Annotated in this window: 25 protein-coding genes and 1 pseudogene; 11 read left to right on the plus strand and 15 right to left on the minus strand. The window is 70.4% G+C overall.

Annotated elements, in window-relative coordinates; translation table 11 throughout:
- Positions 1–263 precede the first annotated feature (263 nt).
- From Ate02nite_RS29680 to Ate02nite_RS29695, 4 genes are all read left to right on the plus strand, one after another.
- Positions 264–437 carry a hypothetical protein gene (locus Ate02nite_RS29680; protein ID WP_203811147.1) on the plus strand — a complete coding sequence of 58 codons (174 nt, stop codon included), beginning with the start codon at positions 264–266 and terminating at the stop codon, positions 435–437.
- A gap of 202 nt (positions 438–639) precedes the next feature.
- Positions 640–1,986, plus strand: a complete 1,347-nt coding sequence (locus Ate02nite_RS29685; protein ID WP_203811148.1) for a LuxR C-terminal-related transcriptional regulator — start codon at positions 640–642, stop codon at positions 1,984–1,986.
- Positions 1,987–2,113: 127 nt separating this feature from the next.
- Positions 2,114–2,791 (plus strand): hypothetical protein, encoded by a 678-nt coding sequence (locus tag Ate02nite_RS29690; protein ID WP_203811149.1) that lies wholly within the window; start codon positions 2,114–2,116, stop codon positions 2,789–2,791.
- A gap of 19 nt (positions 2,792–2,810) precedes the next feature.
- A complete protein-coding gene (locus Ate02nite_RS29695; protein WP_203811150.1) occupies positions 2,811–3,092 on the plus strand; it encodes a DUF8691 family protein in 282 nt (93 codons plus the stop codon).
- On the opposite strand, the gene Ate02nite_RS29700 is transcribed toward Ate02nite_RS29695, so the two are convergent.
- Positions 3,061–3,657, minus strand: coding sequence for a helix-turn-helix domain-containing protein (locus Ate02nite_RS29700; protein ID WP_203811151.1), 597 nt, complete (start codon positions 3,655–3,657; stop codon positions 3,061–3,063). The two genes, Ate02nite_RS29695 and Ate02nite_RS29700, sit on opposite strands and share 32 nt — an antisense overlap.
- 118 nt (positions 3,658–3,775) lie before the next feature.
- On the opposite strand from Ate02nite_RS29700, the gene Ate02nite_RS29705 reads away from it, so the two are divergent.
- The 6 genes from Ate02nite_RS29705 (at position 3,776) to Ate02nite_RS29730 (ending at position 6,973) form a co-directional block, all read left to right on the plus strand.
- Positions 3,776–4,006, plus strand: coding sequence for a putative antibiotic biosynthesis monooxygenase (locus tag Ate02nite_RS29705; protein ID WP_203811152.1), 231 nt, complete (start codon positions 3,776–3,778; stop codon positions 4,004–4,006).
- On the plus strand, positions 4,003–4,452 hold the full coding sequence (locus Ate02nite_RS29710; protein WP_203811153.1) for a hypothetical protein: 450 nt from the start codon (positions 4,003–4,005) through the stop codon (positions 4,450–4,452). The genes Ate02nite_RS29705 and Ate02nite_RS29710 overlap by 4 nt, the downstream gene beginning before the upstream one ends.
- A gap of 32 nt (positions 4,453–4,484) precedes the next feature.
- The gene (locus Ate02nite_RS29715; RefSeq protein WP_203811154.1) at positions 4,485–4,862 is read left to right on the plus strand and encodes a VOC family protein; all 378 of its coding nucleotides are present in this window, start codon (positions 4,485–4,487) and stop codon (positions 4,860–4,862) included.
- Positions 4,855–5,172: an ArsR/SmtB family transcription factor gene (locus Ate02nite_RS29720; RefSeq protein WP_203811155.1), complete on the plus strand. Its 318-nt coding sequence runs from the start codon at positions 4,855–4,857 to the stop codon at positions 5,170–5,172. The genes Ate02nite_RS29715 and Ate02nite_RS29720 overlap by 8 nt, the downstream gene beginning before the upstream one ends.
- Positions 5,165–5,590: an SRPBCC family protein gene (locus Ate02nite_RS29725; protein ID WP_203811156.1), complete on the plus strand. Its 426-nt coding sequence runs from the start codon at positions 5,165–5,167 to the stop codon at positions 5,588–5,590. Before Ate02nite_RS29720 ends, Ate02nite_RS29725 begins: the two co-directional genes overlap by 8 nt.
- 84 nt (positions 5,591–5,674) lie before the next feature.
- Positions 5,675–6,973: an ArsB/NhaD family transporter gene (locus tag Ate02nite_RS29730; protein ID WP_203811157.1), complete on the plus strand. Its 1,299-nt coding sequence runs from the start codon at positions 5,675–5,677 to the stop codon at positions 6,971–6,973.
- A 3-nt stretch (positions 6,974–6,976) separates the two neighbouring features.
- On the opposite strand, the gene Ate02nite_RS49545 is transcribed toward Ate02nite_RS29730, so the two are convergent.
- From Ate02nite_RS49545 to Ate02nite_RS29755, 5 genes and pseudogenes are all read right to left on the minus strand, one after another.
- A complete protein-coding gene (locus Ate02nite_RS49545; protein ID WP_203811158.1) occupies positions 6,977–7,423 on the minus strand; it encodes a CBS domain-containing protein in 447 nt (148 codons plus the stop codon).
- A 15-nt stretch (positions 7,424–7,438) separates the two neighbouring features.
- Positions 7,439–8,734, minus strand: a complete 1,296-nt coding sequence (gene nhaA / locus Ate02nite_RS29740; protein WP_203811159.1) for a Na+/H+ antiporter NhaA — start codon at positions 8,732–8,734, stop codon at positions 7,439–7,441.
- 96 nt (positions 8,735–8,830) lie between these two features.
- A pseudogene (locus Ate02nite_RS29745) lies at positions 8,831–9,774 on the minus strand (calcium/sodium antiporter).
- 105 nt (positions 9,775–9,879) lie between these two features.
- Positions 9,880–10,845, minus strand: coding sequence for a TIGR03086 family metal-binding protein (locus Ate02nite_RS29750; protein WP_203811160.1), 966 nt, complete (start codon positions 10,843–10,845; stop codon positions 9,880–9,882).
- Positions 10,842–11,165, minus strand: coding sequence for an ArsR/SmtB family transcription factor (locus Ate02nite_RS29755; protein ID WP_203811161.1), 324 nt, complete (start codon positions 11,163–11,165; stop codon positions 10,842–10,844). The genes Ate02nite_RS29750 and Ate02nite_RS29755 overlap by 4 nt, the downstream gene beginning before the upstream one ends.
- 208 nt (positions 11,166–11,373) lie before the next feature.
- Between Ate02nite_RS29755 and Ate02nite_RS29760 the strand changes: the two genes are divergently transcribed.
- A complete protein-coding gene (locus Ate02nite_RS29760) occupies positions 11,374–12,138 on the plus strand; it encodes an alpha/beta fold hydrolase (RefSeq protein WP_203811162.1) in 765 nt (254 codons plus the stop codon).
- 62 nt (positions 12,139–12,200) lie between these two features.
- On the opposite strand, the gene Ate02nite_RS29765 is transcribed toward Ate02nite_RS29760, so the two are convergent.
- Genes Ate02nite_RS29765 through Ate02nite_RS29805 form a run of 9 tightly spaced genes read right to left on the minus strand, consistent with a single transcriptional unit; the run spans position 12,201 to position 20,941 of the window.
- Positions 12,201–13,148, minus strand: coding sequence for an oligopeptide/dipeptide ABC transporter ATP-binding protein (locus tag Ate02nite_RS29765; RefSeq protein WP_239147792.1), 948 nt, complete (start codon positions 13,146–13,148; stop codon positions 12,201–12,203).
- The gene (locus Ate02nite_RS29770) at positions 13,145–14,089 is read right to left on the minus strand and encodes an ABC transporter ATP-binding protein (protein WP_239147793.1); all 945 of its coding nucleotides are present in this window, start codon (positions 14,087–14,089) and stop codon (positions 13,145–13,147) included. The genes Ate02nite_RS29765 and Ate02nite_RS29770 overlap by 4 nt, the downstream gene beginning before the upstream one ends.
- Positions 14,086–14,964, minus strand: a complete 879-nt coding sequence (locus Ate02nite_RS29775) for an ABC transporter permease (RefSeq protein WP_203811164.1) — start codon at positions 14,962–14,964, stop codon at positions 14,086–14,088. The genes Ate02nite_RS29770 and Ate02nite_RS29775 overlap by 4 nt, the downstream gene beginning before the upstream one ends.
- On the minus strand, positions 14,961–15,989 hold the full coding sequence (locus tag Ate02nite_RS29780; protein ID WP_203811165.1) for an ABC transporter permease: 1,029 nt from the start codon (positions 15,987–15,989) through the stop codon (positions 14,961–14,963). The genes Ate02nite_RS29775 and Ate02nite_RS29780 overlap by 4 nt, the downstream gene beginning before the upstream one ends.
- A 13-nt stretch (positions 15,990–16,002) precedes the next feature.
- Positions 16,003–17,595 carry an ABC transporter substrate-binding protein gene (locus tag Ate02nite_RS29785; RefSeq protein WP_203811166.1) on the minus strand — a complete coding sequence of 531 codons (1,593 nt, stop codon included), beginning with the start codon at positions 17,593–17,595 and terminating at the stop codon, positions 16,003–16,005.
- Complete coding sequence (locus tag Ate02nite_RS29790; RefSeq protein WP_203811167.1) at positions 17,592–19,199, minus strand: DUF885 family protein; 1,608 nt, start codon at positions 19,197–19,199, stop codon at positions 17,592–17,594. The genes Ate02nite_RS29785 and Ate02nite_RS29790 overlap by 4 nt, the downstream gene beginning before the upstream one ends.
- Before the next feature lie 2 nt (positions 19,200–19,201).
- Positions 19,202–20,152, minus strand: coding sequence for an LLM class flavin-dependent oxidoreductase (locus tag Ate02nite_RS29795; RefSeq protein ID WP_203811168.1), 951 nt, complete (start codon positions 20,150–20,152; stop codon positions 19,202–19,204).
- Positions 20,149–20,514 carry a Rid family hydrolase gene (locus Ate02nite_RS29800; protein ID WP_203811169.1) on the minus strand — a complete coding sequence of 122 codons (366 nt, stop codon included), beginning with the start codon at positions 20,512–20,514 and terminating at the stop codon, positions 20,149–20,151. The genes Ate02nite_RS29795 and Ate02nite_RS29800 overlap by 4 nt, the downstream gene beginning before the upstream one ends.
- Entirely contained in the window at positions 20,507–20,941 is a 435-nt protein-coding gene (locus Ate02nite_RS29805) for a YybH family protein (RefSeq protein ID WP_203811170.1), read from the minus strand. The genes Ate02nite_RS29800 and Ate02nite_RS29805 overlap by 8 nt, the downstream gene beginning before the upstream one ends.

The following is a 20,941-nucleotide window of genomic DNA, read 5'->3' on the forward strand; positions in this document are numbered from 1 at the left end:
ACAAGGTCAGAGCCTCCTCGGCAAAGTAGCCGGGGAGGCTCTCGGCCCGGTTGATCAGTACGCTCGCCAGTGGCGCTGGTCGAACGCCCACCGCGGGTCCAACAGGCGTAGGGTTGGTGCCGGATCAGTTCGTCAGTGCGTTGACGGGCCGGCGCCCACCGGGCGTGCTGCTCAAGATCTCGGCAGTCCCATCGGACCACCCTCAGGTTCAAGGGCCGAGCGCCGCCCGGGCGACACTTGTCGCCGGCGGAAGGCGAACCATCATGACCGCGACAACCAGCTATCCCGACGGTCTCTACAACCTGATCCTCGGCCTGAACCGGTGGGTGCTGCGGGTCGCCGCGTACACCTCGCTGATGACCGACGCCTACCCGCCGTTCCGCCTCGACACCGGCGGCACCGACCCGGCCGAACCCGTCATCCTCCCAACCCGTTGACCACGACCCTGACAACGCCGCCGGGGCCTCGGCCGAGATATTGATCAACGCCACCACCGCGGCGGCTCGAGCTCCGTCCGTCCACGACACCCGGCCGTGGCGGTGGCGTCTCGGCGACGGCCGGATGGACCTGTTCATCCAGGACAGTCGCATTCTTGACCGCACCGAACCAGCTCACCGCCTGGCTGTCCTGAGCTGTGGCATGGCACTGCATCACGCCTTGAACAGCCTCGCCTCGGATGGCCGGCACACCACCGTCACCCGCCTTCCCGACGCGGCCGACCCACGGCACCTGGCCACCGTCCGGGTCGGCGCCGACATCCCCATCGAGGCGGGCGCGGTCCGGCATCTTCGGACCACCACCCTGCGACATACCGACCGCCGGCCGGAACTCAGCACTCCGGTCGACGCCGACAAGCTGCGCTCGATCGCCGCTGCCGCCGGCTCGGAAGGGGCGATGCTGCGCCTACTGCGTCCCCGCCAGGTCCTCGACCTCGCCTCCGCCGCCGGCCGCGCGCAGAACGCGGAGGCCGAGGAGACCGTGTGGGCGGGATTCCTCGGCTTCGCCGCGTGGGCCACCGGGGACGTGTCCGGCGCCCTGGAGACGTTCACCCAGGCGGTGGCCGGCCTGCACGCCGCCGGCAATTTCGTCGACGAGCTGAGCGCCACCGTGGTGCTCAGTGACCTCTGGCTCGCCGCGGGCCGGCCGGACCAGGCCCGCCGGCTCTGTGCGCAGGCACTGGCCTCGGCCGAAGCGTACGGATCACCGGTGCGGCGGGCCGCCGCCGCACTGCACGTGGCGCTGAGCGAGATGGACATCGAGGCGGAGGACCTGGAGGGCGCCGCGAGCCATCTCGGTGCCGCCGCCCCGGACGACCGGCCGATGACCGAGAGCAGCCATCGCTGGTTCGTCGCGAAGGGACTCCTCGCGTGGGCTCGCGGCGACGCGGAGGGGGCGGTCCAGCTCCTGAACCAGGCCGAGCAGCTCCACCGTCCGGGCTTCTTCCCGGACGTACGACCCATCGCCGCGCTCAGGGCACGGGTCTGGATCGAGCAGGGCCGGTTGCCGGAGGCCGCCGACTGGGCCCGCGAGCGAGGAGTGGCGGTCACCGACGACGCCCGCTATCTCCGCGAGTTCGACCACCTCACCCTCGTACGGTTGCTCGTCGCGCAGCATCGGGCCCGGCCCGACCGCGACCTGATCGCCCACGCGGCTCAGCTGCTCGATCGGCTGCTGGAAGCGGCTGAGGCGTCCGGACGGACCGGCAGCGTCCGGGAGATCCGCCGGCAGCAGACCCTGGTCCGGGAGGCGCAGGGCCTCCGGCCGTACGCCCGCGAGCCCTCGGCCCGGATGGCCGAGTCGTTGAGCGGACGGGAACTCGATGTGCTCAGGCTGCTCGACAGCGAGCTGACCGGGCCGCAGATCGCCCGCGAGTTGTTCGTCTCGCACAACACGGTGCGCACCCACACCAAGCACGTCTTCACCAAGCTCGGCGTCACCAATCGCCGGGCGGCGGTGCTCCGCGCCCGCGAATACGGCCTGATCTGACGGCACCCGGCCCGAACTCACCCGGTCGGTCACATCGTTGGGTGACGCCCGCTCACCCCGTCCGTCCCTAGGTTCAGGTGGTCCGGCGGCGCTCGCCACGGACCACCCAGGACACCTAGGACTCGACATGACGATCACCACCACCGCACTCACCCGGGCGGCCGGTCTCGCCGCCGTCGCCGGCGGCCTTCTGTTCATCGCCGTACAGATCAAGCACCCGCTCCTGGACGCCCCCTTCACCACCACGACCGAATACGCGGCGCGGGAAACCGCGAAGATCTTGATGGCCGTCCTCTCGTTGGTCGGCATCACCGGCATCTACCTGCGGCAGGTCCGGGAGTCCGAGGTGCTCGGCCTGGTCGGGTACGCCGTACTCGCCGTCGGCTACCTCACTCTGCTGAGCTTTCAGGTCGTCGGTGTGTTCGTCCTGCCGGATCTTGCCGGCCGTCAGCCCGGCTATGTCAACGACGTCCTCGCGGTAGCCACCAGCGGCACCCCGGTCGGTGACGTCAGCGGGCTGCAGAACCTGAGCACGGTCGCCATCACCTACATCGTCGGCGGCGTCATCTTCGGCATCGCGTTGTTCCGGGCCAACGTCCTCGCCCGATGGGCCGCAGCGCTCATGTCCGTCAGCGCCGCGGCGACAGTGGCCACCTTCCAGCTGCCGGAGCTCACTCAACGGCTCTTCGCCGTTCCGGCCGGCGTCGCCCTGATCGGCCTCGGCTACTCGCTCTGGCGCGACCGGCGAACCGCGGACGCTCGCCCCCTGACCACCTCGCAGCTGCATCCGGCCGACGCCCGATGACCGGGAAGATCGGTTTCTGATGAGCCACTACCGGCTGAGGGTCGGCGGACACCTCGACCAGCACTGGTCGTCCTCGTTCGGTGGCCTCACCCTGACCCGCGAGGACGACGGAACCACGAGCCTCACCGGTGCCGTCACGGATCAGGCCGAACTCCATGGGCTGCTCAGCAGGATCCGGGACCTCGGGGTCACCCTGGTCTCCGTGGAGGTCATCGACGTGGCCACCGAGCAGACGGACCGGCCGAACCGGCCGGTCGCGAACGAGCCGCTCAGTGCACCGCTTCCCCGTCAACGGTCGTAGCTCGAACATGGATGCGCTCGCCGGGCCGCCCGAAAATGCTGAGGACCTCGGCGGGACCGTCGCCGCAGCTGCCGAACCAGTGCGGCAGCTGCGTGTCGAACTCGACCGCCTCACCCATGCCGATGATGAAGTCGCGGCCGCCCAGGATAAGCCGCATCCGCCCGGACAACACGTACAACCATTCGTAGCCGTCGTGCACCCGCGGCCTGGGCGTCGACTGGGTCGCCGGAATGATGATCTTCCACGCCTGTACGCCGTTCGGCTGCTGAGTTAGCGGAAGCACGGTGCGGCCATGAATCCGTCGCGGCTTGAGCCGGATCCGGGGGTCGCCCACCTCGGGGGCACCGACGAGATCGTCCAATGGCACCCGGTAGGCCGATGCGAGTGGAAGCAGCAGCTCCAGGCTGGGACGACGCTGGCCGTTCTCCAGGCGCGACAGGGTGCTTGTGGAGATACCGGTGCGCTCGGCCAGCTCGGCCAGGGTGACCTCTCGCTGGGCGCGGATCCGTTTCAGTCGCGGACCGACCAGGTCCAGCGCCACAGCGATCCGCGACAGGTCGTCCATCGGCTCATCACACTGCGCTTTCCCGGTTTTAGCAACAATCATTGCTGCATCTGCAAAGGAAGGCGACGGTGAGCACCTGAGCGAACGAACCCGATGCATCACCAGAGGAGTTGCGCCCATGTCCGTACAACCGCCTTCGAAGCACCAGCTGGCCCTGATGATCTGGCTGGCTGTGTTCCCCACCCTTGTCGTCCTGAACCTGGCCCTCAGCCGCCTGCTCGACGGACTGCCCGTCGTGGTTCGGACCTTCGTTCTGGTCACGATCGCCGTGCCGATCGTCATCTACGGCCTCATGCCCCAGCTGCACCGGCTCCGCGCACGACTCGTCACCGTCAAGGAGATCTCGTGACCTACCTGCAGCAGTCCGCACCCGCGGCAGCGCCGGCCGGGCAGCTCGCCCTGTGGCGCCTGAACCTGCTCCGCATCGGCTACCTCGTCATGGGAGTCGGCCTCGTCGTGGTCAAATGGCCTCTCCTGTTCGCCGACCGGTCCTGGGGCCTGGCCGAAGGCACCGTCGAGTGCCTGCTCGTGGCCATGTCGGTCCTGGCTCTGTTCGGACTTCGGCATCCCCAGCGGATGCTGCCCATCCTGCTGTTCGAGGTCGCGTGGAAGCTGCTCTGGCTCGGCGTCTTCGCCCTGCCGCCGTGGCTGGACAACCAGCTCGACAGCGGCACCCGCGAGCAGGCCGGCACCATCCTCTGGGTGGTAATCATCATCGTCGTCATCCCCTGGCGCCATGTGTTCACCCAGTACGTGCTGGCCTCGGGGCAGCCGTGGCGCCGACATACCTCTTGACCGGTAGGAAATATCCTACCTATTGTTGGGGCATGACGATCACACACATCGACGTGGTGTCCCTGCCGGTGAGCGACCAGGAGCGGGCCCGCGACTTCTACGTCGGAACGCTCGGCTTCGAGCTGGTGCGCCAGAACAAGATGGGCCCGGCCCAGCAGTGGATCCAGGTCGCGCCGAAAGGTGCGCAGACCTCGATCACGCTGGTCACCTGGTTCGACACCATGCCGGCCGGGTCGCTGCAGGGCCTGGTCCTGCACGCCGACGACATCGACGCCGAGGTCGCGGCGCTGACCGCGAAGGGAGTGCAGATGCCCGACGGGGTCCAGGACGCGCCGTGGGGCCGGTACGCGGTGTTCACCGACCCCGACGGCAACCGGCTCGTCCTGCAGGGACGACCGCCCCGTGCCTGAGGTCGACGTCTTCACCGCGATCGCCAACCCGGCCCGCCGCGAGGTGCTGCGACTGCTGCGCGACGGCGGCCCGCACCCCGTGGCGCGGCTGGCCGAACGGTTCGACATGAGCCGGCCCAGCCTGTCGGAGCATCTGCGCCTGCTCAAGGACGCCGGCCTGGTCACCGAACGCCGGGCCGGCCGCCAGCGGCTCTATTCCTTGGAGGCCGGGCCCTTGCAGGAGCTGGCTGGATGGCTCGCGCCCTACGAACAGTTCTGGCGCGGGAAGATGAGCGATCTCGCGACGTTCCTGGATGCCGACGATGACTGACGAGCCGACCTCGATCGAGGTCGACCAGTACCTGCCGCATCCGCCGGGCAAGGTGTGGCGGGCGCTGACCGACCCGGCCCGGCTGGCCACCTGGTTGATGCCGAGCGACTTCGCGCCGGTCCTCGGGCACCGGTTCACGTTCCGCACCGCACCGCGGCCCGGGTTCGACGGCATCGTGCACTGCCAGGTGCTCGATCTGGAGCCCGAGCGGCTGCTGCGCTGGTCCTGGTGCAACGGCACCCTCGACAGCACGGTGACCTGGACCCTGACCGCCGAGGGCCACGGCACCCGCCTGTTCCTGCGCCACGACGGCTTCGACCCCGGCGATCCCTGGCAGCAGCAGGCCATGCGGATCATGGGCGGCGGCTGGCGGTCGCACATCATGCGGGCTCTGGAGGCCGAACTCGCCGCCGGATGAATCGCTGCTAAGTTGATCGGAGGTGTGCCGGGAAGTCTGGTCGGCGATCGATGACGGCTGACCGAGTTCCAGGGAGAAACCTGCGTGGGCGTGCTCGCCTGGATCGCGGTGGCGGTGTTCGTGACGGCGTACGCACTGATCGCCACCGAGAAGATCAACCGGGTGGCGGTGGCGCTCGCCGGAGCGTCGATCATGCTGGCGCTCGGGATCACGGACGCCGAGCACGCGTTCTTCTCCGAGGACTCGGGCATCGACTGGAACGTCGTCTTCCTGCTGCTCGGCATGATGCTCATCGTCGGCGTGCTGAAACAGACCGGCCTGTTCGAGTACGTGGCGATCTGGGCGGCCAAGAAGGCGCGCGGCCGCCCGTTCCCGATCATGGTGATTCTGATCGTCGTCACCGGTGTCGTGTCGGCCGCGCTCGACAACGTGACCACCGTACTGCTGGTGGCGCCGGTGACGCTGCTGGTGTGCGATCGGCTCGGCGTACCCCCGGTGCCGTTCTTGATCTCCGAGGTTCTCGCCTCGAACATCGGTGGCACGGCGACGCTGGTCGGCGACCCGCCGAACATCATCATCGCCAGCCGGTCCGGGCTGACCTTCAACGACTTCCTCAGCGTGCTGGCCCCGTTCATCGTGGTCGTGCTCGCGGTGCTGGTGGTGCTGTGCCGGTTCATGTTCCGGGCGGCGTTCCGCTACGACGCCGCCCGGGTCGAGCGGGTGATGGCGCTCCACGAACGCGACGCCATCCGGAATCCCCGCCTGGTCGCGCTCAGCCTGGCGGTGCTGGGCGCGGTCCTGGTCGCGTTCGGCCTGCACACCCTGCTCGGCCTGGAGCCGTCGGTGGTGGCGCTGCTCGGCGGGTTGCTGCTGCTCGCGCTGTCTCGCCTGGACGCGACCGAGGTCGCCAAGGATGTCGAGTGGCCGACCCTGGTGTTCTTCGCCGGCCTGTTCGTCATGGTCGGTGGGCTGGTCGCCACCGGGGTCATCGACAGCCTCGCGCACGCCGCCACCGACGCGGTCGCCGGCAAGCTGTGGCCGGCCACCCTGCTGCTGCTCTGGGCCTCGGCCGGTCTGTCGGCGGTCGTCGACAACATCCCGTACGTGGCCACGATGAGCCCGATCGTCGCCGAGCTGGTCGACGCCTCGGGCGGCAACGACCACGCCCAGGTGCTGTGGTGGGCCCTCGCCATCGGCGCCGACCTGGGCGGCAACGCCACCGCCGTCGGCGCCTCGGCCAACGTCGTCGTGCTCGGAATCGCCGAACGGGCCGGGCATCGCATCTCGTTCTGGGGCTTCACCAAGTACGGGCTGATCGTCACCGCCATCTCGGTCGCGCTGGCCGTGCCGTACCTCTGGCTGCGCTTTTTCGCCTTTTCCTGATTCTCAGGTCCCGAGCATCCGGTCGAGCAGACCGTCGAGCGTTATCGCACCGGTCATCACCCGGTCGGCGTCGACCACCGCGACCAAGGGCACGTTCGAACGGGCCATCACCGAGGCAACCTCCAACAGCGTCGCGTCGGCGCTGACCGCCGGAAGCTCCGGCCGGTTGCGTGGCAGCAGGTCGGCCACCGTGCGGTCGCCGATCCCGTCGAAGATCACGTCGGCGGCGGCCTCGTCGATCACCCGGGCCAGGGCCGGATCGTCCTGGCAGTAGGACGGCAACGCCATCCGCAGCACCTGCGTGCCGGCCAGCACCGTCAACGGACGACCCTTCCCGTCGACCACCACCAGACCCGGCAGATCCTGCGCCGCCAGCACCCGGGCCGCCTCCCGAGCCGGCATGCTCTCCACCACCGTGGTCATCTGGACAGCCACGTCCCGTGCGCGCATGACCCGACCCTACGCTCAAGCGCGCAGGTCCCGGCGCTGGTAGATGTCGGGGATGTCGTCGCGGTCGCGATCCACCTGCTCGGCCTCCCGGATCCGCCGGTAGACGCGGTTGCGGGCCCGCAACACGACCGACGCCAGCATCGCGGCGACCAGCGAGCCCAGCAGCACCGCCACCTTCACGTGGTCGTCCCGCTCGCCGGCGCCGAAGGCCAGCTCGCCGATCAGCAGCGACACCGTGAACCCGATCCCGGCCAGCACGGCCAGGCCGGCCATGTCGATCCAGGACAGGCCGGAGTCGATCGTCGCCCGGGTGAAACGGGCCGTGAGCCACGTCGCGAGCAGGATCCCGATCGGTTTCCCGACGACCAGCCCGACCATGATCCCGATGGCGATCGGATCGGACAGCGCCGAGGTCAGACCCTCGACGCCGCCGATCGCGACGCCCGCCGACATGAACGCGAAGACCGGCACCGCGATCCCGGCCGAGATCGGCCGGAACCGGTGCTCGAAGTGCTCGGCCAGACCCGGGCCGGCGTCCGGGCCGCCGGCCCGCTCGGAGCGCAGAACCGGGACCGCGAAGCCGAGCAGCACCCCGGCAACGGTCGCGTGGATCCCGGAGGCGTGCACGAGTGCCCACGCCGCGAACGCCAGCGGCAACAGCAGCCACCAGGATCGAACCCGCCGCTGCACCAGCACGGTGAACAGCGCCAGCGGCAGCAGAGCCGCGAGCAGCGGCAACACGGACAGGTGGGCGGTGTAGAAAACGGCGATGATCACGATCGCCAGGAGGTCGTCCACGACCGCCAGGGTCAGCAGGAACGTGCGCAACGCCGTCGGCAGCGACCGCCCGACCACGGCCAGCACGGCCAGCGCGAACGCGATGTCGGTCGCCGTCGGGATCGCCCAGCCCTGCACCTCGCCGCCCAGATTGACCAGCGTGTAGAACACCGCGGGCACGATCACGCCACCGGCCGCGGCGGCCACCGGCACCGCCGCCCGCCGCGGATCGCGCAGATCACCGGCCACGAACTCGCGTTTGAGCTCCAGCCCGGCGACGAAGAAGAAGATCGCCAGCAGGCCGTCGGCCGCCCAGGTGCCCAGCGACAGGTCCAGGTGCAGCGCGGACGGGCCGACGGTGAAGCCGACCAGTTTGTCGTAGCCCCCGGACCAGGGCGAATTCGCCCAGATCAGCGCGACCAGGGTGCCGGCCAGCAGCAACGCGCCGCCGATCGTCTCCTTGCGGAGCACGTCGGCGATCCGCCGCGCCTCACCCCAGGAGCCGGGGCTGAACAAACGGGGTGCTTCACTCACGGACGGGCCAGCTTTCGGGGTCGGGACAGTCACTTGCCGACCAGACTTCCCGGCGCACCGTGGACCAACGTACCCGCTCCGGAGCCGAATATCCGGTCAGGCCGACAACAGCAGTGGGGCGACGATCGCGTACGCCAGGGTCAGCAGGACACCGTCGAGCCGGGTGAGCCGCAGGCCGCGGCGCAACAGCAGCCAGGCCAGGCCGGCGCTCAGGACCATGGTCAAGGTCAAGACCATTCCGGCGTACGCCGTGGCGCCGTCCGCGAAGCCGATCACCGCGCCGCCGACGAGGCTGTTGAACAGGTTGCTGCCGAACAGGTTCCCGACGACCAGGTCCGACTCGCCCCGGCGTTGCGCCTGCACCGAGGTGACCAGCTCGGGCAGGGAGGTGCCGAGCGCCACCAGGGTGAAGCCGATGACCAGCTGCGACACGCCGAGACTGGCCGCGACCGCCGACGCGCCGGTCACCAGCAGCTGAGCTCCGTCCAGCACGCCGAGGAGGCCGAGAACCGCCCGCAGCACCTCCAGGCCGGTGCGGTGTGGACGAGCGACGAACTCCTCGACGTCGCCGGCCAGCCCGGCCTCGGCGCGGCCGTCGCGGGCCCACCGCACCAACAGCCACAGGGCGGCCAGGCCGGCCGCGGCCAGGATCACGGCGGTCCGCACGCCCAGGCCCACGACGACGGCGATCAGCCCGAACAGGCCGACCGCGGCGACGGCGAGCGGCACCTCACGCCGGATCACTCGCGACGCCACCGGGATCGGGGCGATCAGCGCCGCACGCCGAGCAGCAGCGTCAGGTTCAGGATGTTCGAGCCGACGATGTTGCCGACCGCGATGCCGTTGTCACCGCGGGCCGCGGCCAGACCGGAGACCAGGAACTCCGGAGCCGAGGTACCCAGGCCGATCACCACGACACCGACGACGACCGGAGATATCCGCAACCGGCGGGCGAGCCGGGACGAACCGAGCACGAGATGGTCGGCCGCAACGGCCAGCAGGATCAGGCCGGCGACCGCGCCGGCAATGTCGAGGATCATGGTGTGCCCCCTGTGGACGGCCTTCTACCTCATCGCCGACCAGGCTTCCCGGCACACCTTCATTCACCGTACCGGACGCAGCGGAGCTCCGGGTGGGGTCGCGGCTCAGACGACGCGGCCCGAGAACGCGACGAGGCGGTCCAGCACAGGCGCATCCTCGCTGATCGGGATCGCGGGGCCGAAGCCCGCGCTCTCGCGCAGCTCGGGCGTGACGATCTGCTCGGCGAGGCCGAGGACGTAGGTGGCGACCTCATCGGACACGGTCACCTTCCGCCCCGTGGCCGAGGCGAAGTCCCACGCGTGCACGAGAAACTCCACGGACAGGATGCCCGCCGCGAAGGCCGCCGGCAGCTCCTGCGGCCCGGCCTGCACCGTGCCCTCAAGGCCCCGCCGCATCCAGGTCTCGACCGCCTGCCGCGCCGCCTCGGCGATCCGCGACTCGAGGTCACCGGCCGGCGCGGGCGCGAGCGTGCCGCCGGCCAGGCTGGCCAACGAGGTCAGCGAACCCCGAAGGTGCGTTTCGAGCTGACCCACGGTGAACTCGGTGCACGGCGTCGACTTGCCGAGGTCGTCCTCGCCGAGGCCGCGCAGCACGTGCTGCAGCACGGCGAGCGTCGCGTTGGCCGAGGTGAGTGGATCGAGGCGCTCCGGGGCGGCGGCCCACTCGTCGGGACCCGCGTCACCGGCGGCGGCAGCCCGCTCGAGCCGCTCGAAGAAGTGGGTCCAGCCTTCGAGCACACCCTCACCCTTGTCCGCGGGCAGGCCGTCGTGGACCAGGCGCACGAGGGTGCCGCCGTCGACCGGCTCGATCGTGATGACCACCGTGTCCATCCGGGAATCGGGCGAATCCTCCCAGCCGAATCCGAGCACGAGACGCCGGCCGGGGTCGACCTCGATGATCGTGCCGACCGCGACCGCCATCGGGGTGAGAGTCCAGCGGAACTCCCCACCCGCCCGCAGATCGACCCGGGCGGAGACGGTGAGCCAGCGTCGCAGACGATCGGGCTCGGTGATGAGCGCAAAGGCCTCGTCGGCGGAGACGGGCAGCAACGCGGTCTTCTCAACGATCACGAGTGATGCTCCTCGGGGTGCGTAGTGGCTCTCTTGGTGGCGTCGGCCACCAGGAGCTCGAGCTCGGTGCTCCAGAAGCGGTCGATCTCGGCGCGCAGCTGGGCGATGCCGGCGGGCACCACGCTGTAGTGGCGGTGCCGGCCCTCCTTGCGGGCGGTCACCAGCCCGGCGTCGGCCAGCACCGCAAGGTGCTGGGAGATCGCCGGCCGGGTGGCCGTGAAGTGCTCGGCCAGCTCGCTGACCGTCTTCGGACCGGCCGCCAGCAGCTGCAACAGGCGTCGCCGGGTCGGCTCGGCGGCTGCGGAGAAGGCGTCGGCCACCCGAATAGGTTAGCGTGGACTTACGCATTTGCAAGAGACTCCGCCCACCGCGCTCGACTAAACAGGACAGCGGGAACACACTTGCGCGATGCCGACCGTCTACCGGAACGCGCGTGGTGAACAAGCGGTACGACGGTGGTGCTCCGACGCATTGGCGCGGGCGGACTTCCCCGTCCAGCAGCGAACGGTGCAAACCGGTGCCGGGCAGGTGTCATTGACCTCCGCCGGAACCGGGCCGCCGCGGATCGTCCTGGTGCCCGGGACCGGATCCAACGCCGCGGTCGCGCTGAGGTGGCTGCATGCCCTGTCGGCGCGGTGGGCGACCACGGTGGTAGATCTGCCGGGCCAGCCCGGACTCAGCGATCCACGCCGCCCGCCCCGGTCCCGGCTCGCCTGGTACGGCCGGACGCTGGACCAGATCCTGACCGCGTTGGACGGCGACGGAGTGGTGGTCGTGGGCAATTCCCTGGGCACCGCCGTGGCCCTGGCCGCCGGGTCGCCGCGAATCGCGGGGCGGGTGCTGATCTCCCCCGCCGGGATCATCCGGCTCAAGGTGGACCCGGAACTGGCACTGGCCTCGGCCCGGTGGCTGCTCCGGCCCACCGCCGAACACACCCGCACCATGCTTCGGCTGTTCGTCGCCCCCGGCACCGAGCCGCCCGACACCGAGGTGCAGTGGATGACCCTCATGGCCACCAGCTGCCGCACGACTCTGGCGCCACCACCGTTGCCCGCCGAGCTACTTGCCCGCCGCGCCGAACAGCCGTGTGTCGTCGGCGTGGGAGAACACGACCGGTTCCTGCCCCCGGGGCGGCTGGGACCGGCCTTGCGCCGAACCATGAACCTCGACCTGCGGGTCATGCCAGGCCTCGGTCACCTCACGACCCCGGAACACCTCGGCAAGGTGGTCGCCCTGGTCGCCGAGGCGACCGATCCGCCCACCCCGACGTCGTCCAGCTCAACACCACCGTGACCGGTGTCGGGCGCCACGCTTGATGACCGGCACGGGACATCGGTGGCTTGTTCGCCGACAGGTCAGTTGATCGCGTGCAGTGGCTCGCCCTCAGTGTGCAGCAGGCAGCGGACGGTGCGGTCCTGCCAGGTGATGGCGGGTGGATCCTCGGTGGCGCAACGGTCGAAGGCGACCGGGCAGCGCGGGTGGAAGCGGCAGCCGGGCGGCGGCGAGGCCGGGTCGGGGACGTCGCCGGGCAGCTCGTCGGGCAGCCGGTGCAGGCCGTCGGGGCGCGGCACCGCACCGATCAGCGCCGAACTGTACGGGTGCGCGGGCGTGTCCCACAGCTCGGCGGTGGGGCCGGTCTCGACGACGCGGCCGAGGTACATGACGGCGGTGCGGTCGGCGATCTGCCGGACGATGGCCAGGTCGTGGGAGATGAACAGCAGGCTGACGCCCTCGGAGCGGGCCAGGTCGACCAGGAGGTTGGCGATCTGGGCCTGGGCCGAGGCGTCGAGCGCGGCGATCGGCTCGTCGGCGACGATGAGTGACGGCTGCGCCGCCAGGGCCCGGGCGATCGCGATGCGCTGCCGCTGCCCGCCGGAGAACTCGTGCGGGTATCGCCCCGCCGCCGACTCGGGAAGCCCGACCCGGGTGAGCCACTCGCCGACCGTGGTCGGCGAAGGGTTGAGCCGTAGCGCGTCGCCGATCTGGGCGCCGACCCGGCGGCGGGAGTTCAGCGACGCGAACGGATCCTGGAAGATCATCTGCAGGCGGCGCTGGGCGGCCGGCCGGGGCCGCCGCCCGAGCGGGGTGACCGGGGCGCCGTCGAAGTGCACGGTGCCGCCGCTGGGGCGCAGCAGGCCGAGGCAGGCGCGGGCCAGGGTCGACTTGCCGCAGCCGGTCTCGCCGACCAGCCCGACGATCTCGCCGGGCGCCACCGACAGGTCGGCGCCGGCCACGGCCATGACGTCGGGGTGACCCGCCCGCCGATAGCTGACCTGCAGATCCTCTATTTGGAGCAGACTCATGAGCGCACCAGGGGGTTGATCGGACACGCCAGACCGTCGACCAGCTCCGGCCGGTCGACGGCGCACGAGGCTTCCGCGAAAGCGCATCGGGGATGGAAGGCACAGCCGGCCGGGACCGCACCCAGCGAGGGCGGTGTGCCGCCGATCGGGGTCAGCCCGTCCTCCGCCCGCGGCAGGGCGCGAAGCAGGCCCTGCGTGTACGGGTGCCGGGGCTGCTGAATGATGCCCGACGTCGCCCCGGTCTCCACGATCCGCCCGGCGTAGTACACGTACAGCCGGTCGGCGACCGAGGACAGCACCCCGAGGTCGTGGGTGATCAGGATGATCGACAGGCCGTTCTCCGTGCGCAGCCGGTCGAGCAGCCGCAGGATGCCGGCCTGCACGGTGACGTCCAGGGCGGTGGTCGGCTCGTCGGCGATCAGCAGGTCGGGCGAGCAGCCCAGTGCCATGGCGATGGCGATGCGCTGCCGCATGCCGCCGGAGAACTGGTGCGGGTAGCGGCCCAGCGCCCCCCGCGGGTCGGGGATCCGGACCAGGTCCAGCAGCTCGGCGGCCCGGTCGAGGGCGGCTCGCTTGGACAGGCCCAGGTGGTGGCGGACGTGTTCGGTGAGCTGCCGCCCGATGGTGAGCATCGGGTGCAGCGACGTCATCGGGTCCTGGAACACCACGGCGATCGACCGGCCGCGCACGTCGCGCAATGCCTTTCCCTTCAACGCCAGCAGGTCCTGCCCGCCGAAGCCGGCCGAGCCGGTGACCCGGGCGCCGGGCGGGGTCAGGCCGAGCAGGGCCAGCATGCTGATCGTCTTGCCGCTGCCGCTCTCGCCGGCGACACCGACGATCTCTCTTTCGCCGACGGTGAAGCCGACGCCGTCGACGGCCGGTTGCAGGCCATCGGCGGTGGGCAGCAGCACCCGCAGATCGGACACGTCGAGAAGGCTCACTGGATCACCGCCCGGGCCGTCCGCGGGTCGAGCATGTCGCGCAGTGTGTCACCGAGGAAGTTCACCGCCAGTACGAGAGTCAGGATGGCCAGGCCCGGAAACAGCCCCAGCCACCACTTGTCGAAATTGCTGGCCCCGGCGGCGACCATGGCACCCCACTCCGCGGCCGGCGGGCGGGCCCCGAGGCCGAGGAACGACAGCCCGGAGAGCAGCAGCGCGGCGTTGCCGACGTCGAGGGTCGCCAGCACCAAGATCGGCCCGGCCACGTTGGGCGTCACGTCGACCAGCAGGCTGCGCCGGCCGGACGCGCCCAGCAGCCGGGTGGCCAGCACATAGTCGGCGTTACGGGAGGACAGCACGAGGCCGCGCGCCACCCGCGCGTACGACGGCCAGGAGACGACCACGATCGCCAGCACCGCATTGGTCAGATCGGCGCCCAGCGCCGCGACGACCGCCATCGCCAGGATGATGGCCGGGAACGCGAAGACCAGATCGGCGGTACGCATGACGAGCATCTCCAGCCAGCCGCCGTAGTAGCCGGCCGCCGCGCCGACGACCGCACCGATCACCAGCGAACACACCACCAGCAGCAGCGACAGCGGAATCGTCACCCGGGCCCCGTAGACGACCCGGCTCAACACGTCCCGGCCGAGCTCGTCGGTGCCGAACCAATGTGCGCCCGAGGGCGACAGGAACCGGTCGAACTGCTGCCCGAGCGGGTCGTGCGGGGCCAGCACGGGCGCCAGCGCCGCGACCAGGATCCAGATCACGAGTACGACCAGCCCGGTCACGCCGAGCGGACGCCACACCCGCCGCCGGTTCTTGCGCAGCTTCAGGCCGGGCGACAACGCGTCGGCGACATTTTGAGTACTCATTGCAGCCTCACCCGTGGATCGACGACGCCGTAGAGCAGATCCACCACGAAGTTGACGGTCACGTAGATCACCGCAACCACCAGGCTCACCCCCATGATGGCCGGAAGATCAAGATTCAAGGCACTTTGGTACGCGTACTGGCCGATGCCGTTCCAGGAGAAGATCTGCTCCACCAGCACGGTGCCGGACAGCAGGCTGCCGAAGGCCAGACCGGCGACGGTGAGGATCGGCACCAGCGCCGGCCGCAGCACGTGCCGGAACACGATCGTGCGGCCGGGCAGGCCCTTGGCCTGCGCGGTGCGGATGTAGTCGTTGCCGAGCACCTCCAGCATCGACGCCCGGGTGAAGCGGGTCAGCAGTCCCACCGTGTACGCGGCCAGCACCAGCGCCGGCATGATCAGATGGAACACCGCGTTGCCGAAGATGTCCCACTGCCCGGCCAGCAGCGCGTCCACCGTGTACAGGCCGGTCACCTGCGGCGGCGGATCCAGCCCGGGATCCAGCCGCCCGCCGCCGGGCAGGATGCCCCACTTGTAGAACAGCAGGAAGAACGCGGCCAGGGCCAGCCAGAACGTCGGCATCGACACCCCGGCCAGGCTGACCACCCGCAACAGCTGGTCCAGCCAGCTGTTGCGGCGCATCGCGGCCAGCATGCCGAGGCCGACGCCGACCACCACGGACAGCACCACCGCGGTGCTGGCCAGCTCCAGCGTCGCCGGAACGTACTCGGCGAGCTCGTCACCGACCGGCCGGTTGCTGCGCTGCGAGGTGCCGAAGTCGCCCTGCACCAGCCCGGTCAGGTACTTCCAGTACTGCACCGGAAGCGGCTGGTCCAGGCCGTGCTGATGCCGGAACGCGGCCACGATCGCCGGGTCGGACAGGGCTCGCTGCCCGAGGTTCGCCGCGGCCGGGTCACCCGGGACCAGGTTGGTGAGGATGAACGACACCAGGGTGATCCCGACCGCGAGCAGGACCAGCGCACCCAGCCGGACCAGCACGAACCGCAGATAAGGACGCGACCTCACTTGCGCATGTTCCTCACTTGAGCGCCCCGAAGTCGACGGTCCACACCGCGTTGTAGACGAAGTTGCTGACGGACTTGGCCATCACCGAGATCTGCGCCGACTGGAACAGCGGCATGAACGGTCCGACCTCGTTCAGCTTGCGCTGCAGGTCCTGGTACAGCGCCGCGCGCTTGCCGCTGTCGGTCTCGATCGCGGCCTGGTCGCCGATCGTGGTCAGGTCCGGCGACGACCCGGCCTTCCAACCGGCCCGCAGCCCGACCAGCCCGCCGGGCAGGAACGCCAGGTAGTCACTCGGGTCCGGGTAGTCGGCACCCCACAGCCACAGGCCGAGCTTCTCCTTGCCGTCGCGGTAGTTCGGCAGCGCGGTCGCCACCGGCGCGGGCGCCAGCTTCACCTTGATGCCGACCTCGGTGAGACCGGCCTGGACCTTCTGGGCCAGCACTCCGAAGTCGATGCCGTTCTTGGTGATGTCGCTCGGGTACTCCATCGGGATCTCCTGGCCGCTGTAGCCGGAAGCGGCCAGGGCGGCCTTGGCCCGGTCGAGATCGCGCTTGAGGCTGTCGCCGGCCGCGAGGGCGCCGAGCAGCTTGTCCGGCACCAGGCCGGGCGCCTGCACCGCCCCCTCGCCGGCCAGCGACATGATGCCGGCGTAGTCCAGGCCGTAGCGGACCGCCTCCTGGAACTTCGGGTTCGACGTCACCGGGCTGATCGCCGGGTTCATGTTGGTGAACAGGAAGAACGTCGTGGTCGTCGACGCCCGGTCGACGGTCACCGCCGCGCCGAGGTCCTTCGCCTGGTCCGGCGACAGGTCGAGGGCCAGCTGGCTGGCGTCCTTCACCACGTCGAGCTTCTGCACGCTGTTGGTGACGTTACGCAGCACGATCTTGGTGTAGACCGGCTTGGTGCCCCAGTACTTGTCGTTGGCGACGAGCACCACCTCGGTGGTGGTGCTGAAGCTCTGCAGCGTGTACGGGCCGCTGCCGGCGGAGTTGGCGTTGAACCAGGTCTCGGCCTTGTCGCTCTTGTCGGCCCCCTCGGCGTCGACGGCGCCCTGCGCCTTGGCGACCTTGGAGTTGACGATGCCCAGCGCCGGCGTCGGCAGCAGGTACGGCAGGGCCGGGTTGGCCTTGGCCGAGGTGAGCACCACCGTCTGCGCGTCGGGTGCGGTGACCGTCACCCCGTCGAGCAGGAACGACGGGTTGCCCTTGACGTTCTTCACCCGGTTGAACGAGAACACGACGTCATCGGCGGTGACCGCGCTGCCGTCGGAGAACTTCGCGGTCTCGTCCAGCTTGAGCGTGAGGACCTTGCCATCGGCGGAGGCCTCGAACGACTTGGCCAGCAACGGCACCGGCTTGCTCACGTCGCCGCCCGCGAAGGTGAGCAGCGGCTCGTACATCGCGTGCGCCACCATGCCGCCGGTGACCTCGTAGACGCGGCCCGGGTCGGCGGTGGTCAGGTCGAAGGAGTTCTCCACGACCAGGGTGGTGTTCTTCGTACCGCCGCTGTCGGTGCCCTTGTTGGTCTTGCCGCAGGCGGCCTCGGTGGCCAGCAGTGCGCCGGCGGTCAGGGCCAGCTGTATCGCGCGACGGCGGGTCAGGTTCATATCGTCGTACTCCCTCTTTCCAGATCGGCTTTCGTATCGGCCGCGTTCCAGTCGTCGTGCAGACCCAGGAATTCGGCGCGGAGCAGCGCGATCGGCACATTGCCGTTGCGCCAGAGATAGTCGTGTACGTCTCGCAGGTTCATGCCCTCGCGGCGCATCGCGTCGGCGACGAACCGCAGGATCTGCGTCTTGCCGACCTGATAGGTCATGGCCTGGCCGGGGAAGGCGGCGAAGAACGTCGCCTCCTCCCGCGCGGTGGCCTTGTCCATCGGGACCTTCTCCATGAGGAACGCCTCGGCGCCGTGCACGTCGAGCTCGCCGATGGCCAGCCGCACGTCGATCTCGACGCGCAGCGCCCGTAACCGCATGAAGTTGTAGATGATCTCCCGGCTGTGCGGGGCGTCGTCGAACAGCCCGGCCGCCAGCATCAGTTCCTCGTTGTAGAACGCGATGCCCTCGTTGGGCACCGAGTCGTAGTACCAGCGCCGCAGTGGCCGCGGGTTGCGCCAGGACAGGGCGAGCTGCTGGTAGTGCACACCTTCGTGGGCGATGCCGCAGCGCGGGTCGCGCGCCTGGGCCGCATAGAAGTACGGCAGGTCGGCGGACGGCTCCGGCAGGTAGCTGACCCCGTCCTGATCGAGCCGGCTCGGCCCGGTGAGGTCGTCGGTCACCCCGAGCCACGCGATCGGCGCCAGGTATGCCGGCATCGGCAGCCACCGGTAGTGCCGCAGATCATCCGGCTGGCTCAGCAGGTCGTGCCGCTCGTAGAAGTCGCGCACCGACTGCTCGGCGGCTTTCTCCAGCTCCCCTTGCGCGGCCGAGTCGGCGGGCAGCGGCGACATCGGCACGTCTCGGTTGCGGTTGCGCTCCACCGCCTCGAGGACCACCGCCCGATCGAACTCCTGCCGCGAGATCGCCAGCAGTTCCTCGACGGAATAGGGCAGCACCGCCACATCGCGCAGGAACGCCTCGAACGCGGACCGCCCGACCGCCTCGACCGGCCGCATCGCCGGCTCCTGCTCGATCAGCCAGTCGCGGTATGCGGCCAGTTGTTCGCCGGCCGTGGTGAGCTCCGGCGTCAACGACGGGTCGAGAGCGGCGGCCACTTCGTCGAGCTGACCGCGGATGTCGGCGAGTTCCTCGATCGTCGCCCGGGCGAACGCGGCCACGGCGTGCCCGGCCAGGTTGGTGCGGGCATGGCCGAGCGTGTCCGGAATGGTCCGCAGCACCGTCCGGACCCGCTCGAGGTCCGGCTTCGGCGGGGTGAGCAGCTCGAACACCTCGCCGATGGTCTGGTCGACGTAGAACCGCGGCTGCCGGCGCCACATGGCCAGCACGTCGAGCTCCCACCGCACCCGCGCCAAGGCACTGCGCAGCAGCCGATGCTCGACCCGGTCCTCGATCGGCGCGGCGCTGACGTCGAGCGCTTTCCACCGTGCTTCGAATTCGCTCGTACGTTCTCGGCGGGCCTGCACCGCGTCCGGTGACCAGTCCGGCTGCCACTGCGCCGGCCGTTCGATGCGCGGGATGTCGTCGGCGGAGCGGGGCTGCGCGGCGGCGCGCCAGGCCCAGAAGTCATCGCCGAACTGCGGTAACGAATCCATCTTCACGCTCCTCGAAGTTTCGGCAGCACCTCGTCGGCCAGCAGCGCCACCGCGGCCTCGGGATCGGGTCCCAGCGGTGGCCCGAACGACAGATGCCGGGCGCCCGCGGCGATCAGGCCCCGGCACCGCTCGACGACCTCTTCCGGGCCGCCGGCGATGCCGAGCGCCAGCATCCGCTCGCTCACCTGGTCCGGCCGGATGTCCTTGAAATCAGCCGGCTCCAGGCCCACCCGGCTCAGCAGGTACGGCGCGAACGCGGCGCCGTAGTAGGCGATCTTCTCGGCCAGCGCGAGCTTTGCCGCGGCCGCGTCGGTGTCGACCGAGACCCAGAAGCACGCCGGTAGATCGAAATCCGCAGCGTCGCGCCCGGCCCGGTCCAGGCCCTGCTGCACCTGGTCGCGGGCGGTGGCGAAGTGCTCCGGCGGATACAGCAGCGGCAGTGCTCCATCGGCGATCTCCCCGGCCAGGCCGAGCATCCGCGGGCTCATCGCGCCGAGGTAGATCGGCGCGGGCATCGGGAACCGCAGATGCCCCTCGGGCGCCCAGCCGGCGGGCCGCTCGCCGTTCAGCAGCGTCCGCACGTCCCGAACCGCCTCGGCCGTCCGGGCCAGAGGCCGCTCCCGGGCAATGCCGGCCCAGTTGAGGAACTCCGCGGCCCCGGCGGCCAGACCGAGCCGGAACCGGCCGCCGGACACCTCCTGCAGGGTCGCGGTGAGCATCGCCAGCTCGGCCGGGTGAATCGAGTACGGGTTGAAGATGCCGGCGCCGATGTGGATCCGCTCGGTGCGCTCGGCCAGCACGGTGAGCAGCACCGGCGCCGAGCGCAGGAACAGGTCGTTGGACACCCACACCTGGTCGAAGCCGCTGGCATCGGCGATGCGGGCCAGCCCGACGAGCCGGTCGACGGACAGGTCGTTGTTGATCCGGATACTGAATCGCAGGCCGGCGCTCACGGCTTCGCCACCTCGGCGTCCAACTCGACCTCGACCAGGAACTCGGCACCGATCAGCGAGTGCACCACAAGCGTGGTGTTCGCGGGCCGGACCGCCCCGAACAGTTCGGCGTGGGCTTTGGCCGCCGCCCGCCAGTCGGCCGCGGGGGTGAGGAACATGCGGGTCCGAACGACGGTGTCGACGCCGCCGCCCAGCGCCCGCACCGCGTCGAGAGCCCGGCGCAGCGCGTTCACGGTCTGCCGGTAGGTGTCCTCGCCGTCGGCGGTGGTGCCGCTGACCGCGATGCGCCCACCGAGCCGGGCCGCGCGCGCATAACCGGCCTCGGTCTCCCAGCCGCTGCCGTCCAGATACCGGTCATCCATCGGATCCACCGGCCAGCTTCGGCAGGTAGGCGGCCGCGGCCGCCGCGGGCAGGACGTCCTCGTGGTTGTGCGAGGCCCGCCAGCGCCCGTCGGACTTCCGCCACACCGACGTGTTCCGTACGACCTCCGGCACCCGCGTGTCGAAGCGGACCACGAGCACGTGGCGCAGCACGGCCGTGTCGCCGTACACGTCGATGACGGGTAGATACGTTTCAATGCCGGTGACGGCCGGGGCATCCGGGCCGGACGGCCGGGCGGCGCGCAGCGCGTCGAGTTCGGCCTTGCCGTGGGCGAGGGCCGGCTCCTCGCTGTCCCAGACGGTGGCGTCCGGCCGCAGATGCCCGTCCACCCTGGCCCGGTCCCCGGCCAGGAACCCCTGGTACAGGTCATTGATCGCAGCCCAGATCGCCTGCTGGTCGTCGGTCAT

It is taken from the genome of Paractinoplanes tereljensis, assembly GCF_016862435.1.
In the GTDB taxonomy this organism is placed as follows: Bacteria; Actinomycetota; Actinomycetes; order Mycobacteriales; family Micromonosporaceae; genus Actinoplanes; species Actinoplanes tereljensis.

Excerpts from the sequence above, each read along its gene's own strand:
- Ate02nite_RS29680 (WP_203811147.1), top strand. The coding sequence starts at position 264 with ATGACCGCGACAACCAGCTATCCCGACGGTCTCTACAACCTGATCCTC.
- Ate02nite_RS29685 (WP_203811148.1), top strand. The coding sequence starts at position 640 with ATGGCACTGCATCACGCCTTGAACAGCCTCGCCTCGGATGGCCGGCAC.
- Ate02nite_RS29690 (WP_203811149.1), top strand. The coding sequence starts at position 2,114 with ATGACGATCACCACCACCGCACTCACCCGGGCGGCCGGTCTCGCCGCC.
- Ate02nite_RS29695 (WP_203811150.1), top strand. The coding sequence starts at position 2,811 with ATGAGCCACTACCGGCTGAGGGTCGGCGGACACCTCGACCAGCACTGG.
- Ate02nite_RS29700 (WP_203811151.1), bottom strand. The coding sequence starts at position 3,657 with ATGGACGACCTGTCGCGGATCGCTGTGGCGCTGGACCTGGTCGGTCCG.
- Ate02nite_RS29705 (WP_203811152.1), top strand. The coding sequence starts at position 3,776 with ATGTCCGTACAACCGCCTTCGAAGCACCAGCTGGCCCTGATGATCTGG.
- Ate02nite_RS29715 (WP_203811154.1), top strand. The coding sequence starts at position 4,485 with ATGACGATCACACACATCGACGTGGTGTCCCTGCCGGTGAGCGACCAG.
- Ate02nite_RS29725 (WP_203811156.1), top strand. The coding sequence starts at position 5,165 with ATGACTGACGAGCCGACCTCGATCGAGGTCGACCAGTACCTGCCGCAT.
- Ate02nite_RS49545 (WP_203811158.1), bottom strand. The coding sequence starts at position 7,423 with ATGCGCGCACGGGACGTGGCTGTCCAGATGACCACGGTGGTGGAGAGC.
- Ate02nite_RS29765 (WP_239147792.1), bottom strand. The coding sequence starts at position 13,148 with ATGAGTCTGCTCCAAATAGAGGATCTGCAGGTCAGCTATCGGCGGGCG.
- Ate02nite_RS29775 (WP_203811164.1), bottom strand. The coding sequence starts at position 14,964 with ATGAGTACTCAAAATGTCGCCGACGCGTTGTCGCCCGGCCTGAAGCTG.
- Ate02nite_RS29785 (WP_203811166.1), bottom strand. The coding sequence starts at position 17,595 with ATGAACCTGACCCGCCGTCGCGCGATACAGCTGGCCCTGACCGCCGGC.
- Ate02nite_RS29790 (WP_203811167.1), bottom strand. The coding sequence starts at position 19,199 with ATGGATTCGTTACCGCAGTTCGGCGATGACTTCTGGGCCTGGCGCGCC.
- Ate02nite_RS29800 (WP_203811169.1), bottom strand. The coding sequence starts at position 20,514 with ATGGATGACCGGTATCTGGACGGCAGCGGCTGGGAGACCGAGGCCGGT.
- Ate02nite_RS29805 (WP_203811170.1), bottom strand. The coding sequence starts at position 20,941 with ATGACCGACGACCAGCAGGCGATCTGGGCTGCGATCAATGACCTGTAC.